17 protein-coding genes are annotated in these 14,659 nt (G+C 62.2%); 9 read left to right on the top strand and 8 right to left on the bottom strand.

Going from position 1 to position 14,659, the window contains the following annotated elements; translation table 11 throughout:
• Positions 1 to 112: 112 nt before the first annotated feature.
• Positions 113 to 580: a winged helix-turn-helix transcriptional regulator gene (locus tag AC1DVW_RS10305; protein ID WP_477322858.1), complete on the top strand. Its 468-nt coding sequence runs from the start codon at positions 113 to 115 to the stop codon at positions 578 to 580.
• A 109-nt stretch (positions 581 to 689) separates the two neighbouring features.
• Here AC1DVW_RS10305 and AC1DVW_RS10310 read toward each other — a convergent pair whose 3' ends face one another.
• On the bottom strand, positions 690 to 1,295 hold the full coding sequence (locus AC1DVW_RS10310; protein ID WP_477272688.1) for an NADPH-dependent FMN reductase: 606 nt from the start codon (positions 1,293 to 1,295) through the stop codon (positions 690 to 692).
• Between the two features lie 91 nt (positions 1,296 to 1,386).
• Between AC1DVW_RS10310 and AC1DVW_RS10315 the strand changes: the two genes are divergently transcribed.
• Positions 1,387 to 1,755 carry a winged helix-turn-helix transcriptional regulator gene (locus tag AC1DVW_RS10315; protein ID WP_477245389.1) on the top strand — a complete coding sequence of 123 codons (369 nt, stop codon included), beginning with the start codon at positions 1,387 to 1,389 and terminating at the stop codon, positions 1,753 to 1,755.
• Between the two features lie 49 nt (positions 1,756 to 1,804).
• Here the strand turns inward: AC1DVW_RS10315 and AC1DVW_RS10320 are convergent, their stop codons facing one another.
• Together AC1DVW_RS10320 and AC1DVW_RS10325 are read right to left on the bottom strand one after the other, a co-directional pair.
• The gene (locus tag AC1DVW_RS10320) at positions 1,805 to 2,152 is read right to left on the bottom strand and encodes a hypothetical protein (protein ID WP_477322859.1); all 348 of its coding nucleotides are present in this window, start codon (positions 2,150 to 2,152) and stop codon (positions 1,805 to 1,807) included.
• A 79-nt stretch (positions 2,153 to 2,231) separates the two neighbouring features.
• A complete protein-coding gene (locus AC1DVW_RS10325; protein WP_477322861.1) occupies positions 2,232 to 2,627 on the bottom strand; it encodes an acyl-CoA thioesterase in 396 nt (131 codons plus the stop codon).
• Between the two features lie 214 nt (positions 2,628 to 2,841).
• On the opposite strand from AC1DVW_RS10325, the gene AC1DVW_RS10330 reads away from it, so the two are divergent.
• The 3 genes from AC1DVW_RS10330 to AC1DVW_RS10340 are packed head-to-tail and all read left to right on the top strand — an operon-like array spanning position 2,842 to position 6,586.
• A complete protein-coding gene (locus AC1DVW_RS10330; RefSeq protein WP_477322862.1) occupies positions 2,842 to 4,458 on the top strand; it encodes a GMC family oxidoreductase in 1,617 nt (538 codons plus the stop codon).
• Positions 4,455 to 5,666 carry a mandelate racemase/muconate lactonizing enzyme family protein gene (locus AC1DVW_RS10335; RefSeq protein ID WP_477322863.1) on the top strand — a complete coding sequence of 404 codons (1,212 nt, stop codon included), beginning with the start codon at positions 4,455 to 4,457 and terminating at the stop codon, positions 5,664 to 5,666. Before AC1DVW_RS10330 ends, AC1DVW_RS10335 begins: the two co-directional genes overlap by 4 nt.
• Positions 5,663 to 6,586, top strand: coding sequence for an NAD(P)-dependent oxidoreductase (locus AC1DVW_RS10340; protein WP_477322865.1), 924 nt, complete (start codon positions 5,663 to 5,665; stop codon positions 6,584 to 6,586). Before AC1DVW_RS10335 ends, AC1DVW_RS10340 begins: the two co-directional genes overlap by 4 nt.
• 92 nt (positions 6,587 to 6,678) lie before the next feature.
• Here AC1DVW_RS10340 and AC1DVW_RS10345 read toward each other — a convergent pair whose 3' ends face one another.
• Positions 6,679 to 7,617 carry a diacylglycerol/lipid kinase family protein gene (locus tag AC1DVW_RS10345; protein WP_477322866.1) on the bottom strand — a complete coding sequence of 313 codons (939 nt, stop codon included), beginning with the start codon at positions 7,615 to 7,617 and terminating at the stop codon, positions 6,679 to 6,681.
• A gap of 712 nt (positions 7,618 to 8,329) precedes the next feature.
• Here AC1DVW_RS10345 and AC1DVW_RS10350 point away from each other — a divergent pair.
• From AC1DVW_RS10350 to AC1DVW_RS10360, 3 genes are all read left to right on the top strand, one after another.
• Positions 8,330 to 8,530, top strand: a complete 201-nt coding sequence (locus AC1DVW_RS10350; RefSeq protein ID WP_477322867.1) for a hypothetical protein — start codon at positions 8,330 to 8,332, stop codon at positions 8,528 to 8,530.
• 5 nt (positions 8,531 to 8,535) lie between these two features.
• A complete protein-coding gene (locus AC1DVW_RS10355) occupies positions 8,536 to 9,666 on the top strand; it encodes a hypothetical protein (protein ID WP_477322869.1) in 1,131 nt (376 codons plus the stop codon).
• Between the two features lie 137 nt (positions 9,667 to 9,803).
• Positions 9,804 to 10,325, top strand: a complete 522-nt coding sequence (locus AC1DVW_RS10360) for a hypothetical protein (protein ID WP_477322870.1) — start codon at positions 9,804 to 9,806, stop codon at positions 10,323 to 10,325.
• Between the two features lie 20 nt (positions 10,326 to 10,345).
• On the opposite strand, the gene AC1DVW_RS10365 is transcribed toward AC1DVW_RS10360, so the two are convergent.
• The gene (locus tag AC1DVW_RS10365) at positions 10,346 to 10,972 is read right to left on the bottom strand and encodes a hypothetical protein (RefSeq protein ID WP_477322871.1); all 627 of its coding nucleotides are present in this window, start codon (positions 10,970 to 10,972) and stop codon (positions 10,346 to 10,348) included.
• A gap of 307 nt (positions 10,973 to 11,279) precedes the next feature.
• Positions 11,280 to 11,522, bottom strand: a complete 243-nt coding sequence (locus tag AC1DVW_RS10370) for a DUF1344 domain-containing protein (protein WP_477312813.1) — start codon at positions 11,520 to 11,522, stop codon at positions 11,280 to 11,282.
• Positions 11,523 to 11,925: 403 nt separating this feature from the next.
• Here AC1DVW_RS10370 and AC1DVW_RS10375 point away from each other — a divergent pair, with 403 nt between their 5' ends.
• Positions 11,926 to 12,462: a YegJ family protein gene (locus AC1DVW_RS10375; RefSeq protein ID WP_477322873.1), complete on the top strand. Its 537-nt coding sequence runs from the start codon at positions 11,926 to 11,928 to the stop codon at positions 12,460 to 12,462.
• Between the two features lie 16 nt (positions 12,463 to 12,478).
• Here AC1DVW_RS10375 and AC1DVW_RS10380 read toward each other — a convergent pair whose 3' ends face one another.
• On the bottom strand, positions 12,479 to 13,447 hold the full coding sequence (locus tag AC1DVW_RS10380; protein WP_477322874.1) for a hypothetical protein: 969 nt from the start codon (positions 13,445 to 13,447) through the stop codon (positions 12,479 to 12,481).
• A 151-nt stretch (positions 13,448 to 13,598) separates the two neighbouring features.
• Positions 13,599 to 14,639, bottom strand: a complete 1,041-nt coding sequence (locus AC1DVW_RS10385) for a CapA family protein (protein ID WP_477322875.1) — start codon at positions 14,637 to 14,639, stop codon at positions 13,599 to 13,601.
• Positions 14,640 to 14,659 lie beyond the last annotated feature (20 nt).

A 14,659-nucleotide genomic window follows, 5' to 3' on the forward strand; every position in this document is an offset into this window, starting at 1 on the left:
CATGCCGCAATTGGTCAGTTGGGTATTCCAACTCTGAAAATTACACAGTCAGTTGGATATCGCAACCCACTTCGGTTTGATTTTACAACTTTCTCTTGATATGAGATCTGGCATGCGATCGAAGGCTGCCGATTTAACCCCACGTTTGTGCAACATCGCGGCCGCCCTCGAGGTCGTGGGCGACCGGTGGAGTCTTTTGATTGTTCGGGAGCTGCTTTACGGGCAGCAGAAGTTCACCGAGATTGTGAACAATACCGGAGCGCCGCGAGATATCCTCGCCGTCAGGCTTCGCAAGTTGGAAGAGCACGGCGTCCTGGATCGAGAGCCGTACAGCGATCATCCATTGCGCTACAAATATCGGCTCACTGCCACAGGGCGCGGGCTGTTGCCTGTACTGCTCACATTAAAGCAGTGGGGCCAAGACCATGTCCGGAGCGGACAGCCGGACTCGATTCGCCTGATCCACCGACAGTGTGACCACGAAGTCGCGGCACAGGTGCATTGCCGCGCCTGTGGCGAGCATTTGGCACCTGGTGATCTGGAAGTCGATGGAAGACAGAATGACGATTTGGCACGCTGATCGCTGAGGTCGTCATTGGGGGCGTTTCGATAGCGTCATCCTCGGAAATCAAAAGGGCGGCGCAAGCGCCGCCCCATCTCCTTGGGAGGATAATCTCAAGTCCGACGACTTAGGCCGCCTTGGATTCTTCGGCGACGACGTCTGCCGCGCGGGCTGCCTTGAGCACTCTCGCCCACCATGCAATGTCGTTGACCAGAGCGGTTGCTGCCTGGTTCAGGTGTTCGAGCTCATCGAGCTTCTTTTCGCCCTGCTTGACGGCGAGGAAATCGGCCCAGGCGATGTGAACTGCCGACTTGACCGGCGCCATCTGCAACTCGACGGCATGAAGACGGAGCTGTTCGACAGCGCGAGCGCCGCCGACGCTGCCATAGCCGACGAAGCCGGCCGGCTTCTTGTTCCATTCATTGGCGGCGTAGTCGATCGCGTTCTTCAGCACGGCCGTCGGGCCATGGTTGTATTCGGCGGCGGTGAAGATGAAGCCGTCGAAGCCGGCGACCTTCTTCTGCCAGCGCTGTGCCACTTCGTTCTGCGACGGCGCCCAGGCGGAGGAGGCAACCTCGTCGAAGAAGGGTAGCGGGAAATCCCTGAGATCGACGACTTCCACGTCAATGTCGGCGTGCGACTTGGCGATCTTGGCGATCCACTGGGTGGGCACATCGGCGAAGCGTGCGGCGCGCGTCGAACCGACGACGATGGCGATTTTGGGTTTGGACATAAGGGGGCTCTCCTAGCAGGTATTTCTGGTATCATTTAGATACCTGAGCTATATGAGATACTGCCAAGACGACGCGCAAGGAGGCACCTTTTTGTTACCTAGGCACCCGCACCGCACCGAGGACTGTCGCGCCATCTCGGAAATCCTGCAGCGCGTCGGCGACAAATGGACCGTCCTGGTCGTCGGAAAACTGGGCAACGGACCGCTGCGATTCAATGAACTGCGGGCCGCCGTCGGCGGCATTTCGCAGAAGATGCTGACCACCACTTTGCGCGGTCTGGAGCGCGACGGTTTCGTCACCCGCACCGTGTTTCCGACCATCCCGCCGCGGGTCGATTACGAGCTGACACAGCTTGGATGTGACTTGCTGGTGCCGGTCGGCGCACTCGGCGAATGGGCTCGCAACAACACCGATCGCGTCAGGGCGGCACGCGCGAAGTTCGATGGGATTCATGCCTGAAACCCTTGCATTGCAAGGGTTTTCGCGCGGAGCATGATTTAGGCCAATCCTACGGCTGCATCTGCAGTCCGGTCCGCAGACGGCTTTCGATCCGCTTCGATTTCGGGTCCCGGCTGACCACCTTCCCGCCGATGATGCAGGTCGCCCCACCAGCGCAATGGCTAGCGGTCGTCGCACCGCTGTCGCATGGCGGCACCACGCAGATTTCGCACCTGGCCGGTTGCGGTTCCAAGGTGTGGTTTTCGGCGGCGCAGCCGACATCGGCATCGCCCTGCTTGACCTCTATATAGGCGGTTGCGGCCAACAGGCAGAACAAGCCTGCAAGCGCGCCGGCCAATGCGCCGTTCAGCAATCGTTGACGCATTGTCTTCTCCCGGGTCCGCTCGGACACGGTCACGAAAACTTGCGAATGCGACTATGAAAAGCATCACACAGGATTGCTGTTTTGCAGGCGGGGCTGGCGGCCTGACCGCCGATCAGCTCTCAGCCGGAACCGCTTTCGGCTTGCCCTCGCCGTCGAGCGCCACCATGACGAAATCGGCATTGGTGACCTTCTCCATCAGGTCGGAGAGATAGCGTTGCGCCCAGGCCTCGACCTTGAGCGTCATCGAGGTGCGACCGACGCGTTCGACATGCGTATAGATGCACAGCGTGTCGCCGATCTTCATCGCCTTGGCGAACGACATTTCCTTCACCGCCGCTGTGACCACGCGGCCCTTGGCGCGCTCGGCGGCGCGGATGCCGCAGGCCAGGTCCATCTGCGCCATCACCCAGCCGCCGAAAATGTCGCCCGCAGCATTGGCGTCCGAAGGCATGGCCAGCGTGCGCAGCGTCAGATCGCCGATCGGCCGTCCCTCAGCGTACTGCACCATGCGGAAATCCCCTTGCGTTCGACAGTTCCAAGTCACGTATCGGCATGCCGTCGACGCGTCAACGCGCTCGAAATGCCGGAAGTACCGGTTAAGGCGAAGAGCGCGTCCCCGAAGCGGTCGCTTTTTTCACAGCCGATGCCGGATGGCACGGCGACTTTCGGAGCCTGCGGCGTCTAGGCTGCAGCCTGAAATTCCGGAGCCGCCCGCAGCCACCATGCAGAGTTTTGATTTCATCGTCGTCGGCTCCGGCTCGGCCGGCTCGGTTCTGGCGGAAAAACTGTCGGCTTCCGGCCGTTTCTCGGTGCTGGTGCTGGAAGCCGGCGGCACCGACCGCCGCTTCTACGTGCAGATGCCGCTCGGCTACGGCAAGACTTTTTTCGATCCAGCGGTCAACTGGAACTACAAGACCGAGCCGGATCCCGGCCTTGGCGGCAATGTCGACCACTGGCCGCGCGGCAAATTGCTCGGCGGTTCGAGCTCGATCAACGCCATGGTCTGGATCCGCGGCGCGCGCGAGGATTTCGATGCCTGGGCAGCCGCCGGCAATCCCGGCTGGGGTTTTGACGACCTCCTGCCCGCCTTCAAGGCGCTGGAGGACAATCAGGCCGGCGCCGACGCATGGCGCGGTGTCGGCGGGCCACTGCACATCACCGATTGCTCGAAGTCAGTCCATCCGCTGACCAGCCGTTATCTCGCAGCGGGCCAACAGGCCGGGCTGCCGCTCAACCCGGATTTCAACGGCGCAGCGCAGGAGGGTGTCGGCGTCTACCAGATCACCACCAGGAACGGCCGCCGCATGTCGGCGGCGCGGGCTTTTCTGCATCCGGCGATGAAACGAAAAACCGTCCGCGTCGAGATGAACGCACTGGCGACCAGAATTCTGTTTCAGGGCAAGCGCGCCATTGGCATCGAGTATCTGCAGAATGGCGAGACGAAAACCGCTCGCGCCGGCCGTGAAGTGATCCTTTCAGGCGGCTCGATCAACTCGCCCCAGTTGCTGCAGCTGTCCGGCATTGGCCCCCAGGCGCTGCTTGGCAGTCTCGGCATTCCCTTAATCCATGCCAACGAGAATGTCGGCGCTAACCTGCAGGACCATGTCGGCATCAACTACACCTTCAAGGGCAAGCTGCCGACGCTCAACCAGATCCTGCGCCCGTGGTGGGGCAAGCTGTTGGTCGGCATGCAATACATCCTGACCCGTTCCGGTCCGCTGTCGCTGTCGATGAACCATGCCGGCGGCTTCTTCCGCACCGATCCGGCGGCGACGCGGCCCAACATGCAGCTCTATTTCCAGGCCTTCTCGACCCTCATTCCGAAAAGCGGCGAGCGCCCGATCCTGACGCCCGACCCGTGGCCGGGCTTTTCCATCGGCCTGTCCAACTGCCGGCCGTCGAGCCGTGGCGAGATCATGATCCGCTCAAGCAACCCGCGCGACTATCCCAAAATCGTCGCCAATGCCTATTCCACCAACGCCGATGTCGACGAGATGCTGGCGGCGGTGAAGTTCGTGCGCAAGATCGCCTCTATGCCTGCCATGGCCGAGATCATCGAGGAAGAGGTTCTGCCGGGTCCGTCGATCACCTCCGACGCCGATCTGATCCAGGACTTCCGGAAGCGCTCCGGCACCGTCTACCACCCGGTTTCGACCTGCCGCATGGGACCCGATCCCGCGCGCGCCGTTGTCGACCCGCGTTTGAAAGTGCACGGTCTCGAAGGCCTGCGTGTCATTGACGCCTCGATCTTTCCCGACAACATCACGGGTAACACCAACGCCGCCTCCATTCTGACCGGATGGAAGGGCGCCGAACTGGTCCTGGAGGATCAAAAATGAAGATCACCGACGTCAAGACCTGGGTTGTCGGCAACCCGCCACCCGGCATCGGCGGCAAGTATTTCATCTTCGTCAAGCTCACCACCGACGGCGGCGTCGTCGGCTATGGCGAGGCCTACAACGCCACCTTCTCCGCCCATGTCACCGCCAAAATGGTCGAGGACATGGCCGAGCGCTATCTGCTGGGTCGCGACCCGCACGACATCGAAAATTTCTTCCGTCGCGCCTATTCCTCCGGCTTCACCCAGCGCCCGGATGTTTCCGGCATGGGCTGTTTTTCCGCACTGGAAATGGCCTGCTGGGACATTATCGGCAAGGAAGCCAACAAGCCGGTCTACAAACTGCTCGGCGGCCAGGTGCACGAAACGTTGCGCTCCTACACCTACCTCTATCCGCACACCGGGAGCGTCCATTCCGAGGATGCGCACGGCAAGAACGTCTACAACGACCCTGATCTGGCCGCAGCCTGCGCGCTCGAATATGTCGAACAGGGCTTTACCGCGGTCAAGCTCGATCCGGCCGGCCCCTACACCGCCTTCGACGGCCACCAGCCGCGGCTCGTCGACATCGATCTCTCCACGCGCATGATCAAGGCGATCCGCGAAGCGGTCGGCACCCGCGCCGACATCCTGTTCGGCACGCACGGCCAGTTTACCGCCTCGGGCGCGCTGCGCATGGCCCGCGCCATCGAGCCGTATGACCCACTGTGGTTCGAGGAGCCGGTGCCGCCTGATATGCCCGAGGTGATGGCGCAGGTTGCGCGCGGCACGTCGATCCCGATTGCCACCGGCGAAAGGCTGACGACCAAGTTCGAGTTTGCCCGCGTCATCGAGAACCGGGCGGCCACCATCCTGCAACCCGATCTTGGCCGCTCCGGCGGCATTCTCGAGACCAAGAAGATCGCTGCCATGGCCGAGGCCTATCACATCCAGGTCGCGCCGCACTGCTATTGCGGGCCGATCGTCGGCGCCGCCAACATCCAGCTCGCGGTAACGTTGCCCAACTTCCTCATCCTGGAATCGTTGAAGCAGTGGGACGGTTTTCACGCGACGCTGCTGAAGAAGAAGATCGAATGGCAGGATGGCAATGTCATTCCGTCGAAGGAACCCGGACTCGGCGTCGAGCTCAACGAAGCCGTCTGCGACGCGCATCCCTACACCGGCAAGGACCTGCATTTGCAGATGATGCAGACGCCGTTGATGCCGTGAGCACGCGCGAAAACTACGCCTTCATCGGTCTTGGCCATCTCGGCGGTAACCTTGCCGCCAGCCTGATCTGCAATGGCTTTGCCGTCACCGTCTATGACCGCGACCCCACTGCCGTCGAACGCCTGGTGGCGCTCGGTGCTACGGCTGCCAAAAGTCCGGCCGAAGCCGCCGCCCGTGCCGGTAACGCCATCACGTGCCTGCCCTCGCCCAAGATCAGCGAAGCGGTGCTGGCCGGCCCGGACGGGTTGCTCGAAGGTCTGCCCAAGGGCGGCACCTGGATCGAGATGTCGACCAACGGCCGCGACGAAATCCTGCGGCTGGCAGCCCTCGCCTCGGCCAGCGGCATCGAGACGCTGGAATGCCCGGTCACCGGTGGCGTGCATCTGGCGGCGGTCGGCAAGATCACCGCGCTGGTCGGCGGCGATACGGCGCTCTATGCGCGCCATCGCCCGGCCATCGAGGCGATGTGCGCAAAATCGTTCCTGATGGGGTCCGTTGGCTCAGCGGCGGTGATCAAGGTCATCACCAACATGCTGGCCTTCATCCATCTCGTCGCCGCCGGCGAAGCGCTGATGCTGGCCAAACAGGGCGGGCTCGACCTCGCCCAGTCCTACCACGCCATTGTTGCTTCCTCCGGCAACAGCTTCGTTCACGAGACCGAAAGCCAGCTAGTGCTGAACGGCTCCTACGACATCGGCTTCACCATGGACCTGGCGCTGAAGGACCTCGGCTTTGCGCTCGGCATGGGCAAGGATTTCAGTGTGCCACTCGACCTGGCATCATGCGTCAACGCGATTTTTGAGCAGGGCAAGGAAGCCTATGGCGGCGGTGCCTGGTCGACCCAGATCGTCAAGCTGCTCGAAGATGCAGTTGGAACCGACCTGCGCGCGCCGGGCTTCCCGGCCAGGCTGGAAATCTGAGGCGGCTAAATTTTACCAGCGATTTCAGCGAATTGGGCAGCCGGGCGGAATCAAGCCCGCAGCTGCCTGAATCAATCTCTCAACGTCTTGAATCAATATCTGAGCGTCAGCGCCCCAGGCAGGATCTCAAAGGTGGCCGGTATCCGCCCTGGCGACTCACCGTCTATGTCAACCAGCGCGCCGTTCTTTTCCACATCGCCCAGCGGTTCGACAACCACTTTCTTGCCGCGCAAAATGGTGATCGCCGGATGGTTGCGGTGTCGGCCGCCATAGAGCAGGCGGATGTCCCAGATCAGCTTCAGCTTGCCCGCCGCGCGCAGGATGACGATGTCGAACTGGCCGTCGTCCAGCTCGGCGTCGGGCGCGATCATCATCCCGCCACCGAAGAATTTTCCGTTGGCCACCGCCACCAGCGCCATGCGGGCTTCGACCGGCGTTCCATCGTCAACGGTGATCCTGACATCCTGGAAGTGGTAGCGGATAAACTCGACCACGGTGCGCCACAGGAACAGCGCCTTCGCCGACATCCTGCCCTTGCGCTTGTCGGCATTGACCGCGCGATCGGTAGCGCCCGACAGGCCGAGACTGGCGATGTTGATGAAATGGCGGCTGGCCAACGCGCCATGATCGTCGATGTAGCAGATGCGCCCGGCATCGACCTTGCGGGCCTTGGCCTCGGCAATCTGCTTGAGCGTCGCGTCGACGTCGCGCGGCAGGCCGAGCCCGCGGGCAAAGTCGATGCCGGTGCCGCAAGGCAAAAGGCCAAGCTCGGTCGTCCGCCCGCTTTCCGCGGAGGCCTGCAGCAGCCCATCGGCCACTTCGCTGGCCGTGCCGTCGCCACCCGCCGCGATCACCAGGTCGAAGCCGGTTGCCGCCAAGTCGAGCGCCAGCCGTTCGGCATCGCCCTCGGCTTGTGTCTCGCGCAGTTCGAAATCGCCAAAGTGCTTTTTCAGCGAAACGGCGACCTCCGGCCAATGCCGCTTCAGCCGGCCGCCGCCGGCAATCGGATTGAGAATGACCCCGACCTTCAAGCACACCCTCCCCAGGGAGATCGAAGACGCTTGCGCCTCGAATCCTTTGCCGGCATTGAAGACCGCGCCGGACTGCGGAGCAAGATCGAATGTCCCGACCATACCACAAATGACGGGACCCGCCTGTCGGCCGGGTGCGGCCCAAAAAATCGCTTCGCTGCCGAACATAGTCCCCGATAATCCCGCTATCCACAGGCTCGCGGCAGTATCGCAAACCACTTCCCCGGCGTACGTTGAACCCATCTCAGGCGGCTACCGATCGCCACGCCGAAAGGCAAAGCGAAAAGGCGGATTTCCTGAGGCCCGTACGGCCCGGAACGAGAGCAGGCTTGCCTGTTGGAGGGATGGATGCCGAGACCTACGGGGCCGCGGAAAGCGTGCGAACGCCAACGGCGGACCGATGCTGCCATGAAGGACGGCAAAAACCTTCGATGGCGCGCTGGGCGAAGCTCGCAAGGGTGGAGATCGGCGTGGTCTGGAACGGGCACCGCCCTCGGGTGGTGGCTGGCAGGACCGTCAAAATCAAGGCCGGCAAGGCGCGATGACTTTACGGAAGTTGCTGCCGCGACCGTGTCCTGATCTGACAGGGAGGCGCTGGGAGAAATCCCGGCGCCGACTGTCTTTCTGGCCATCCCCCACAACCTGTCGTGGTGCTGCTTCACCCTACGGCAGAATCGGCTACTATCGTCGCGTCGCTTGAAGGGGATACTTCATGACGCTGATCCAGAAGCTTGCCGATGACCTGCTGCACGCCTTCTCCGGCGTCTGGGTGGAGGCGGCGGCCTTCATCTCGCATCGCGGTGCAGTGTTCTATTTCAAGCTCGGCTCGGTCTGTCTGTTCGACGGTGTGCTCGGCCTGATCACCGGTTCGGGCTGCCTCGACGCCGGCATCGACCACTTCGCCACGGCCTGACCGGAATGTTCCTGTTCCGCTGGCTGAAACGCATCATCAAAACGATCCTGTGGCTGATCGTCATTGTCATCCTCATCCCGATCGTTGGGCTGAGCTATGGCTTCCTGACCACTCCGTCGCTGGACACGGCACCGCTGCCGGGCATCGCCGATGGCGCGCCACCGAAGGCGCTGGCCGACAAGGTCCGCGCCGAGATTCCCGGCTACCAGCGGCCGGAGGAATCGACCTACCTCACCTATCCCGAATGGTCGATCGTCTATGCCGCCCGCGAATATGCCGGCTTCGTCGACAAGAACCAGCCGAGCGGCTTCCCCTACTTCGCCTATGTCGGCCGCTTCTGGCAGGACTACGCGATGATGATCCGGGCCAGCGCGAGCGACAAATTCAACTTCGACAAACATCAGATGCTGGTCGTCATCGGCACCAGCCACACGATCGAGCATGCCCTGCAATGGGCCTATGAGAACACGGTCGGCCGCATCACCGAGGCGACCGCCGGCAAGCGTACCGCAGCCGACATCTACCAGGCCAAGGTGGCGGGCGAATATGCGAGCTTTCTCGATCGGGTGCCGTGGCACCAGTTTCCCTACGCCGAAAAGCGCGCCGGTCTTTTTGCCGTGCAGCCGGCGCCGGGCGACAGCAGCGTGCGCACCAGCGAACGCAAGCTCGCCTTCGGCCTCGCCGACACGATCAAGCAAGCCTGCGCCGACCTGATCACCAAGGCACTCGCCGCCACCTCCGACCCGGCCCTGCGCGACATCCATGTCTGGGCCAAGGGTCCGGTCGGCGAAGCGACGCGCGACGAGGCCGACACCTTGCTCGAGCGCGATTTCGGCGCCGATGGCACGGTCTTCGTCACCAAGCGCTACCAGGTGTTCACAGAGATGATCCCGCGGCTGATCGACAAGGGCGTTTCCTTCGTCGAAATCGGCGGCAATGACGAGATCATGATCAGCGTTCTATCCGCCAGCGAGGTCGCCCCGCCGGAGGGTGCCCGCATCTTGTTCAGCTACCCGCTCCCGGCTCAACCGGAGATGCGCCGCACCGGCCTGACCGTCGCCGTGCGCAAGCTGCATCTGGTGCTGCCGGCACTGATCAAGGCAGGCGCCAAGCTCGAACACGTCTACGACTACTGACGCTTTTCGGCCACAGCCGGCACCCCTATGGCACCCTGTTGCGCTTCGTCTTGCTCATTCCACGATCGTGGCCAAAATCCCGCCTTGTTCCGCAGCGATGGAGAGGCTGCCGGGGGGCAATTCGAAGGGACAAGACCGTGATCAAGACCGCCCTTGTCGCCATGACCATCGTCGGCTGCGACTGCGACGCCAAGCTCTGCGAGTATATCGGCGAAACGCCGGCCAAATGGGCAACCATCGCCGACTGCCAGGCGGCGATGAAAAGCCAGATACTGCACCAGAAAAATTTCAACTACCCGCTGGTCTCCGGCATCTGCCGCACGAAGGGCTCGTCGTCCTCCTCGCAACTGGCCGCGACCGCGTCCCGCCCGGAGCTAAAGCCTGTCAGCAAGGTCGTTAGGGTTGAAAGCCCGCTGCCGCCCGAACTGAGCCATCGGCCGAGCGTCCCCGTCGGCTCGCCGACGACGGCCATGGACGCGGCCGCTGCCCGGCCCGTCGCCTATGAACAAGTGGTCAATGGCGGAACCGGCGTGCTCTATCGCACGAAAAACGGTTACGCCGTGGTCAAGACCGACCTCGGCCGCGCCGCGTCCGCGACTGTCGGCATCGCCAAGCGGTCGGCGAATTGGCTGGCGGGGCTGATGCCGGACGGGCTGTAAGCTCGACTGGACAACAGGCTCTAAAGCTTAATCTGCAGGCTCTGCCAGAACTTATCGATCAGCGGCCCTTCGGTCTTGGCGTTTTCCTCGCCAAGGCGCGTGACCATGATGACGCCCTGATCCGACGTGCCGAAGCTCAGCACCTCATAGTCGGCGCTTTCGGTCCGCGTCTTGACCGTGGCACGGATGCCGGTCAGTTCCCTGCCATCGGCAAGCTTGCGTGATGTCGGCTCCTGGGTGAGCGTCGCGCCCGCTTGCACCGATTCCTTGGTCATCTCCTGCAGCATCAGCTGGTTGAGCGCCACCGGGTTCATTGCCGAATATTCCTGCAGGATGACGATCGTTCCGAGCGCCGACGCCATCAGATACTGGCTGGTGTGCTCATCCAGATCGGTCTTGGTGACCTGGACGTCGCTCGGATGGACGAAGGAGAAATGGTCACCAGAAAAGGTGGCGAAGTCGTTGCGCTGGAGCGTCGCCCTGGCCTTCTTCCCATCCGGCAAGGTGACGTCGACGCTCTCGCCGGCATCGATATCGACGGCAACGCCGTCAATCGTCAGCTTGAACGCCTTCAGGTCTTCCGATCCTGCAGGGCCGCAGCAAAGCGCCACAACAGCCAGTGCCATCGCCGCTGATCTCGTTCGCATCGCCGCTCCTGCCATCTGCTATGCCACGCCGCTCAGCACTTTGATCGCACGGTAGAAGGTCGAGGAAAACAGCTCCGTCGGATCAAATTGCCGTTTGCTGGCGAGAACCGCCGGAAATTCCGGATAGGACGCCAGCAATTCCCTGGCCGTAATGCAGCCGGTAGGTTGACGAGCGTCATTCTGGTCGCCTGGCGTCGGCTGGCAATATCGACATGAAAGCGGCCGGCCCCGGACGGGACCGACCACTCCTGGGACAGGGGGCATTGTTGAAAAAGTTCCCGGCAGCAGGCTGCTGCCGGCGATATCTCTACGAAGCTTTTTCGATCGACGTGACCAGCCCGGTCTTGTCGTCGACAGTCACCGCCACCTTGGCGCCGATCTTCAGTTTTTCGATCGCCGCTTCCGGCGGCAACTGGTAGATCTTGCCGTCGTCCAGCGTGATCGACTTGGTTGTCGGATCGACCGCCTGGATGGTGCCTTGAACGGTCGCGGCATAGGCGGTGCCAACAAAGGCGAGCATGGCGGCGGTGGTCACAAGGATTTTCTTCATCGGTAGGTACTCCGTTTCAGTTTGCCGGGACGCTGCCTCGTGGAAGCGACAGTCACCGAACGCCCCAAAGCTGGTACGGAAAGCGGCCGGCCGCAAATCACGTTGAATGAATTTTGCAAACAGAATCAGCTACTTAATTCTGACACATTGTCAGACCGTCCCGCTGATCCGGCCAATCGGGCGGTCGCCTGTTACAGCGCTTTTCCCACGAAAAGAGTCGGTTGTCGGGACTGCGGTGGCCTGCACGCGACCATCACATGACCGCCGCATTCCGCGTCCGGTTGCATCACGAAACGGGCAGCGGAAAAATCATCGGGGACACGTTTTGTTTCATGGTTCCAACCAAACCAAGCTTGACCAGAGACGATTCGCACCTCGATTGAAAATCCAAGCTTGATGCACGATGATCGCGGCCGCTCTGGTGAAAGATCGAAGGCCGCTGTCCATGAATCTTCCAGTCCGCATTGTGATGTCTCTTGTGCTGGCGCTTGCTCCCGTATCGGCCGAAGCGCAAGACTCTAATCAGGGCGGCGACCACGTTGTCGCGGTGGCCGCTGACGATCCGGATATGGCCGCCGCGATTGCACAGGCGCGTGCCAGCCTGGACGATTTCCTGGCGTTATCTCGGACACCCCCACCTGGAACCGATACATTCAAATTGAAGGTGAAGATCACCGACGGAAACGCGACCGAACACTTCTGGGTCATACCGTTCCAGCGGACGGAAACCGGGTTCGCAGGAATATTGGCGAACGAGCCGCAGAGCGTCCACAACGTCGTGATCGGCCAGTATATCAAATTCAACCGAGACGATATTTCCGACTGGGGCTACACCAGGAACGGCCATCAGGTTGGCAGTTTCACCGTCTGTGTGATGTTCAAGACCATGTCGAAGGAAGAGGCCGACTACCTGCGCAGCAATTACGGCTTCGACTGCTGACGTCTCGCCAATCCGGCTAACCCGCGTCGTCTTTCGCGCCGATCTTGCGCACTAGCGCCGCCGTCGCCAGCATCGCGCCCATGTCGGCGATCATCGGCGCGATGTGGCTGGTGTAGTCGAGCGGCACGGAAATGGCGGGCAGTTCGAAAAAATTCTTCGGCTGCGGCAAAAGCAGGAAACCGTCGCTGCCGTTGAGCGCCACCCGCGCCGGGTCATCAGGCCATGTTTCGTGCAGCCATTTCAGCGCCTGCGCCAGCCGGCCAGTCACCAGCGGCTGGGCGGCCGCGATATTGTCGGTGCGGAATTCGTAGGCAGCATCGAGCGCCGCGTCGCCGGATGACAATTCCTGCATCTTTGCTGTGAATATGCTGCGGAAGAAACCGACGACCGCATTGGCCCGCCGCGCCGCCACCAATATGCCGGGGAACGGCGCAATCGTCTCGAAGGCAACGATGACGCCCTTGAATACCGTCGACGAGCTTTTGGCCGTCCCTACGCGCAACTCTGCCTCGTAGAGTTCGAACGGAAAGTCCTCGTAGCGGCCGGACACGATGTCGTCGAAGGCCTGCCGGTTGAAGGAGCCGACCGCGGCGCGCGGCAACCGGTCGAAGGAATTCGGCGTCACGCCATTCTGATAGCGCATATCTCTGATGAAACCGAAGATGATCGGAAGCAGCGTGTCGCGAAACGATTGCTGCAGCCGCGTCGCCGGTGTGATCGCCAGGAAATAGAGCAGCAGCGCTGTGAAGAAGCAGCCGACATAGAGGAACACATGCGGTGTCGAGAACCACTGCTCGTTGGCATCGGCGACCTTGTTGAACAGCCAGGCCACCAGCACGACAAAGACCAGCAGCGGCCCCAAAAACACCGGCACCCGCCAGCGCACCTGGCGGTAGGCCGACGCCCGTCCGGCCTCATAAGCCTCGATATTTTTCCTGATGCCAGCGATCACCGCTTCGCTCGGCATGAAATCTGCTGTTTCCATCGCCCCCTCGCAAGCCTTTGAGCAATTCCAGGAAAAGTGTGAGCGGTTTTCCGTCCGGAATTGCGTAAAACAGAGATAGAGCGGATCGCCGTTTCCGCGAAACGGTGAAACGCTCTAGTGGCCTATGATAGCCGCTTTTGCGGGAAAGTCGTCAGCCGCCAAAGATCGTCTTCAACCGACCCTCGACCCTGCCACGCATCCGGCCCTGCAGCGCCGCTACCGGCACCAGCCGCTCATGATTGCCGGCGCGCAGCCGCATGAAAGGGTGCAGCCCGTAGGCGGCGATCGCGCCACGCATGCCGAGATCGGCACTAACGTCGACGACGAAAATGCAACCGATGCGGCCGGGCCATGGCTGGCGGGCAAGGGCGGTGCCAAGAAAATCGCCAAGCCCATAGGCGACAAGCGCTTTGCCGAGCCGCTCAACCGGCTGCACGACATGGGCGTGGTGGCCGGCGATCAGGCCAACGCCGTGGTCGGCCAAATGCCTGGCCAGCGCCCTCGTTTCGCCGCGCGGAAAATGCCGGAACTCCCAGTCCCAATGCGGCACGGCGCAGAGCAGATCGGCGCCCTTGGCTGCATCGCGCGGCCACAGTGCCGGATCGCTTTGCATCGACACCCGGCCGGCAAACAAAGCTGCATCGGCATTGCGCCACAGCGTGAAGGCGGCAAGGCCGATGGTCAGCGGCCCAACCGCAAGCCGCACGACCGGACCTTTGGCCGCGGTACCGATGCTGCGGATGCCGAGGCGCTTCAGCGCCGCAACCGTCTCGTCGAAACCCGCCACGCCCTGGTCGAACACATGATTGTTGGCCAGCGACAAGACAAGCTTCTTGTGTGGGATGCCGACAGCCGCCAGCGCGTCTGCAAGAAATCGCTCGGTCATCGCATGATGCGTGCCGAGCCGCGTGCCGGCGACAACCCTTGGTCGCTCCACGACCGGGCTTTCGCAATTGCCGATCACCAGGTCGGCGGTGCCAAGCAGCGCCACGATCGCCGGGTCGCATTCGGGCGCAGCACGATTGGCAACCGCCGAGATATCGCCAACGAAGGCCAGCCGCACCGTCCGCGCCGGTGGCGGTTCGATCATCGTTGCGGCTGCCGGCACAAAGCCACTGCTATCGCCGGCGAGCGAAGGCTTCAGGAAGCGCGGCAGCCACGACAGTTTGTAGGAAAGTGGATAGTTCGACACACAATGTCCAATCGTTTGCC

The sequence above is a fragment of the Mesorhizobium sp. P3_B5 genome (assembly GCF_056402815.1).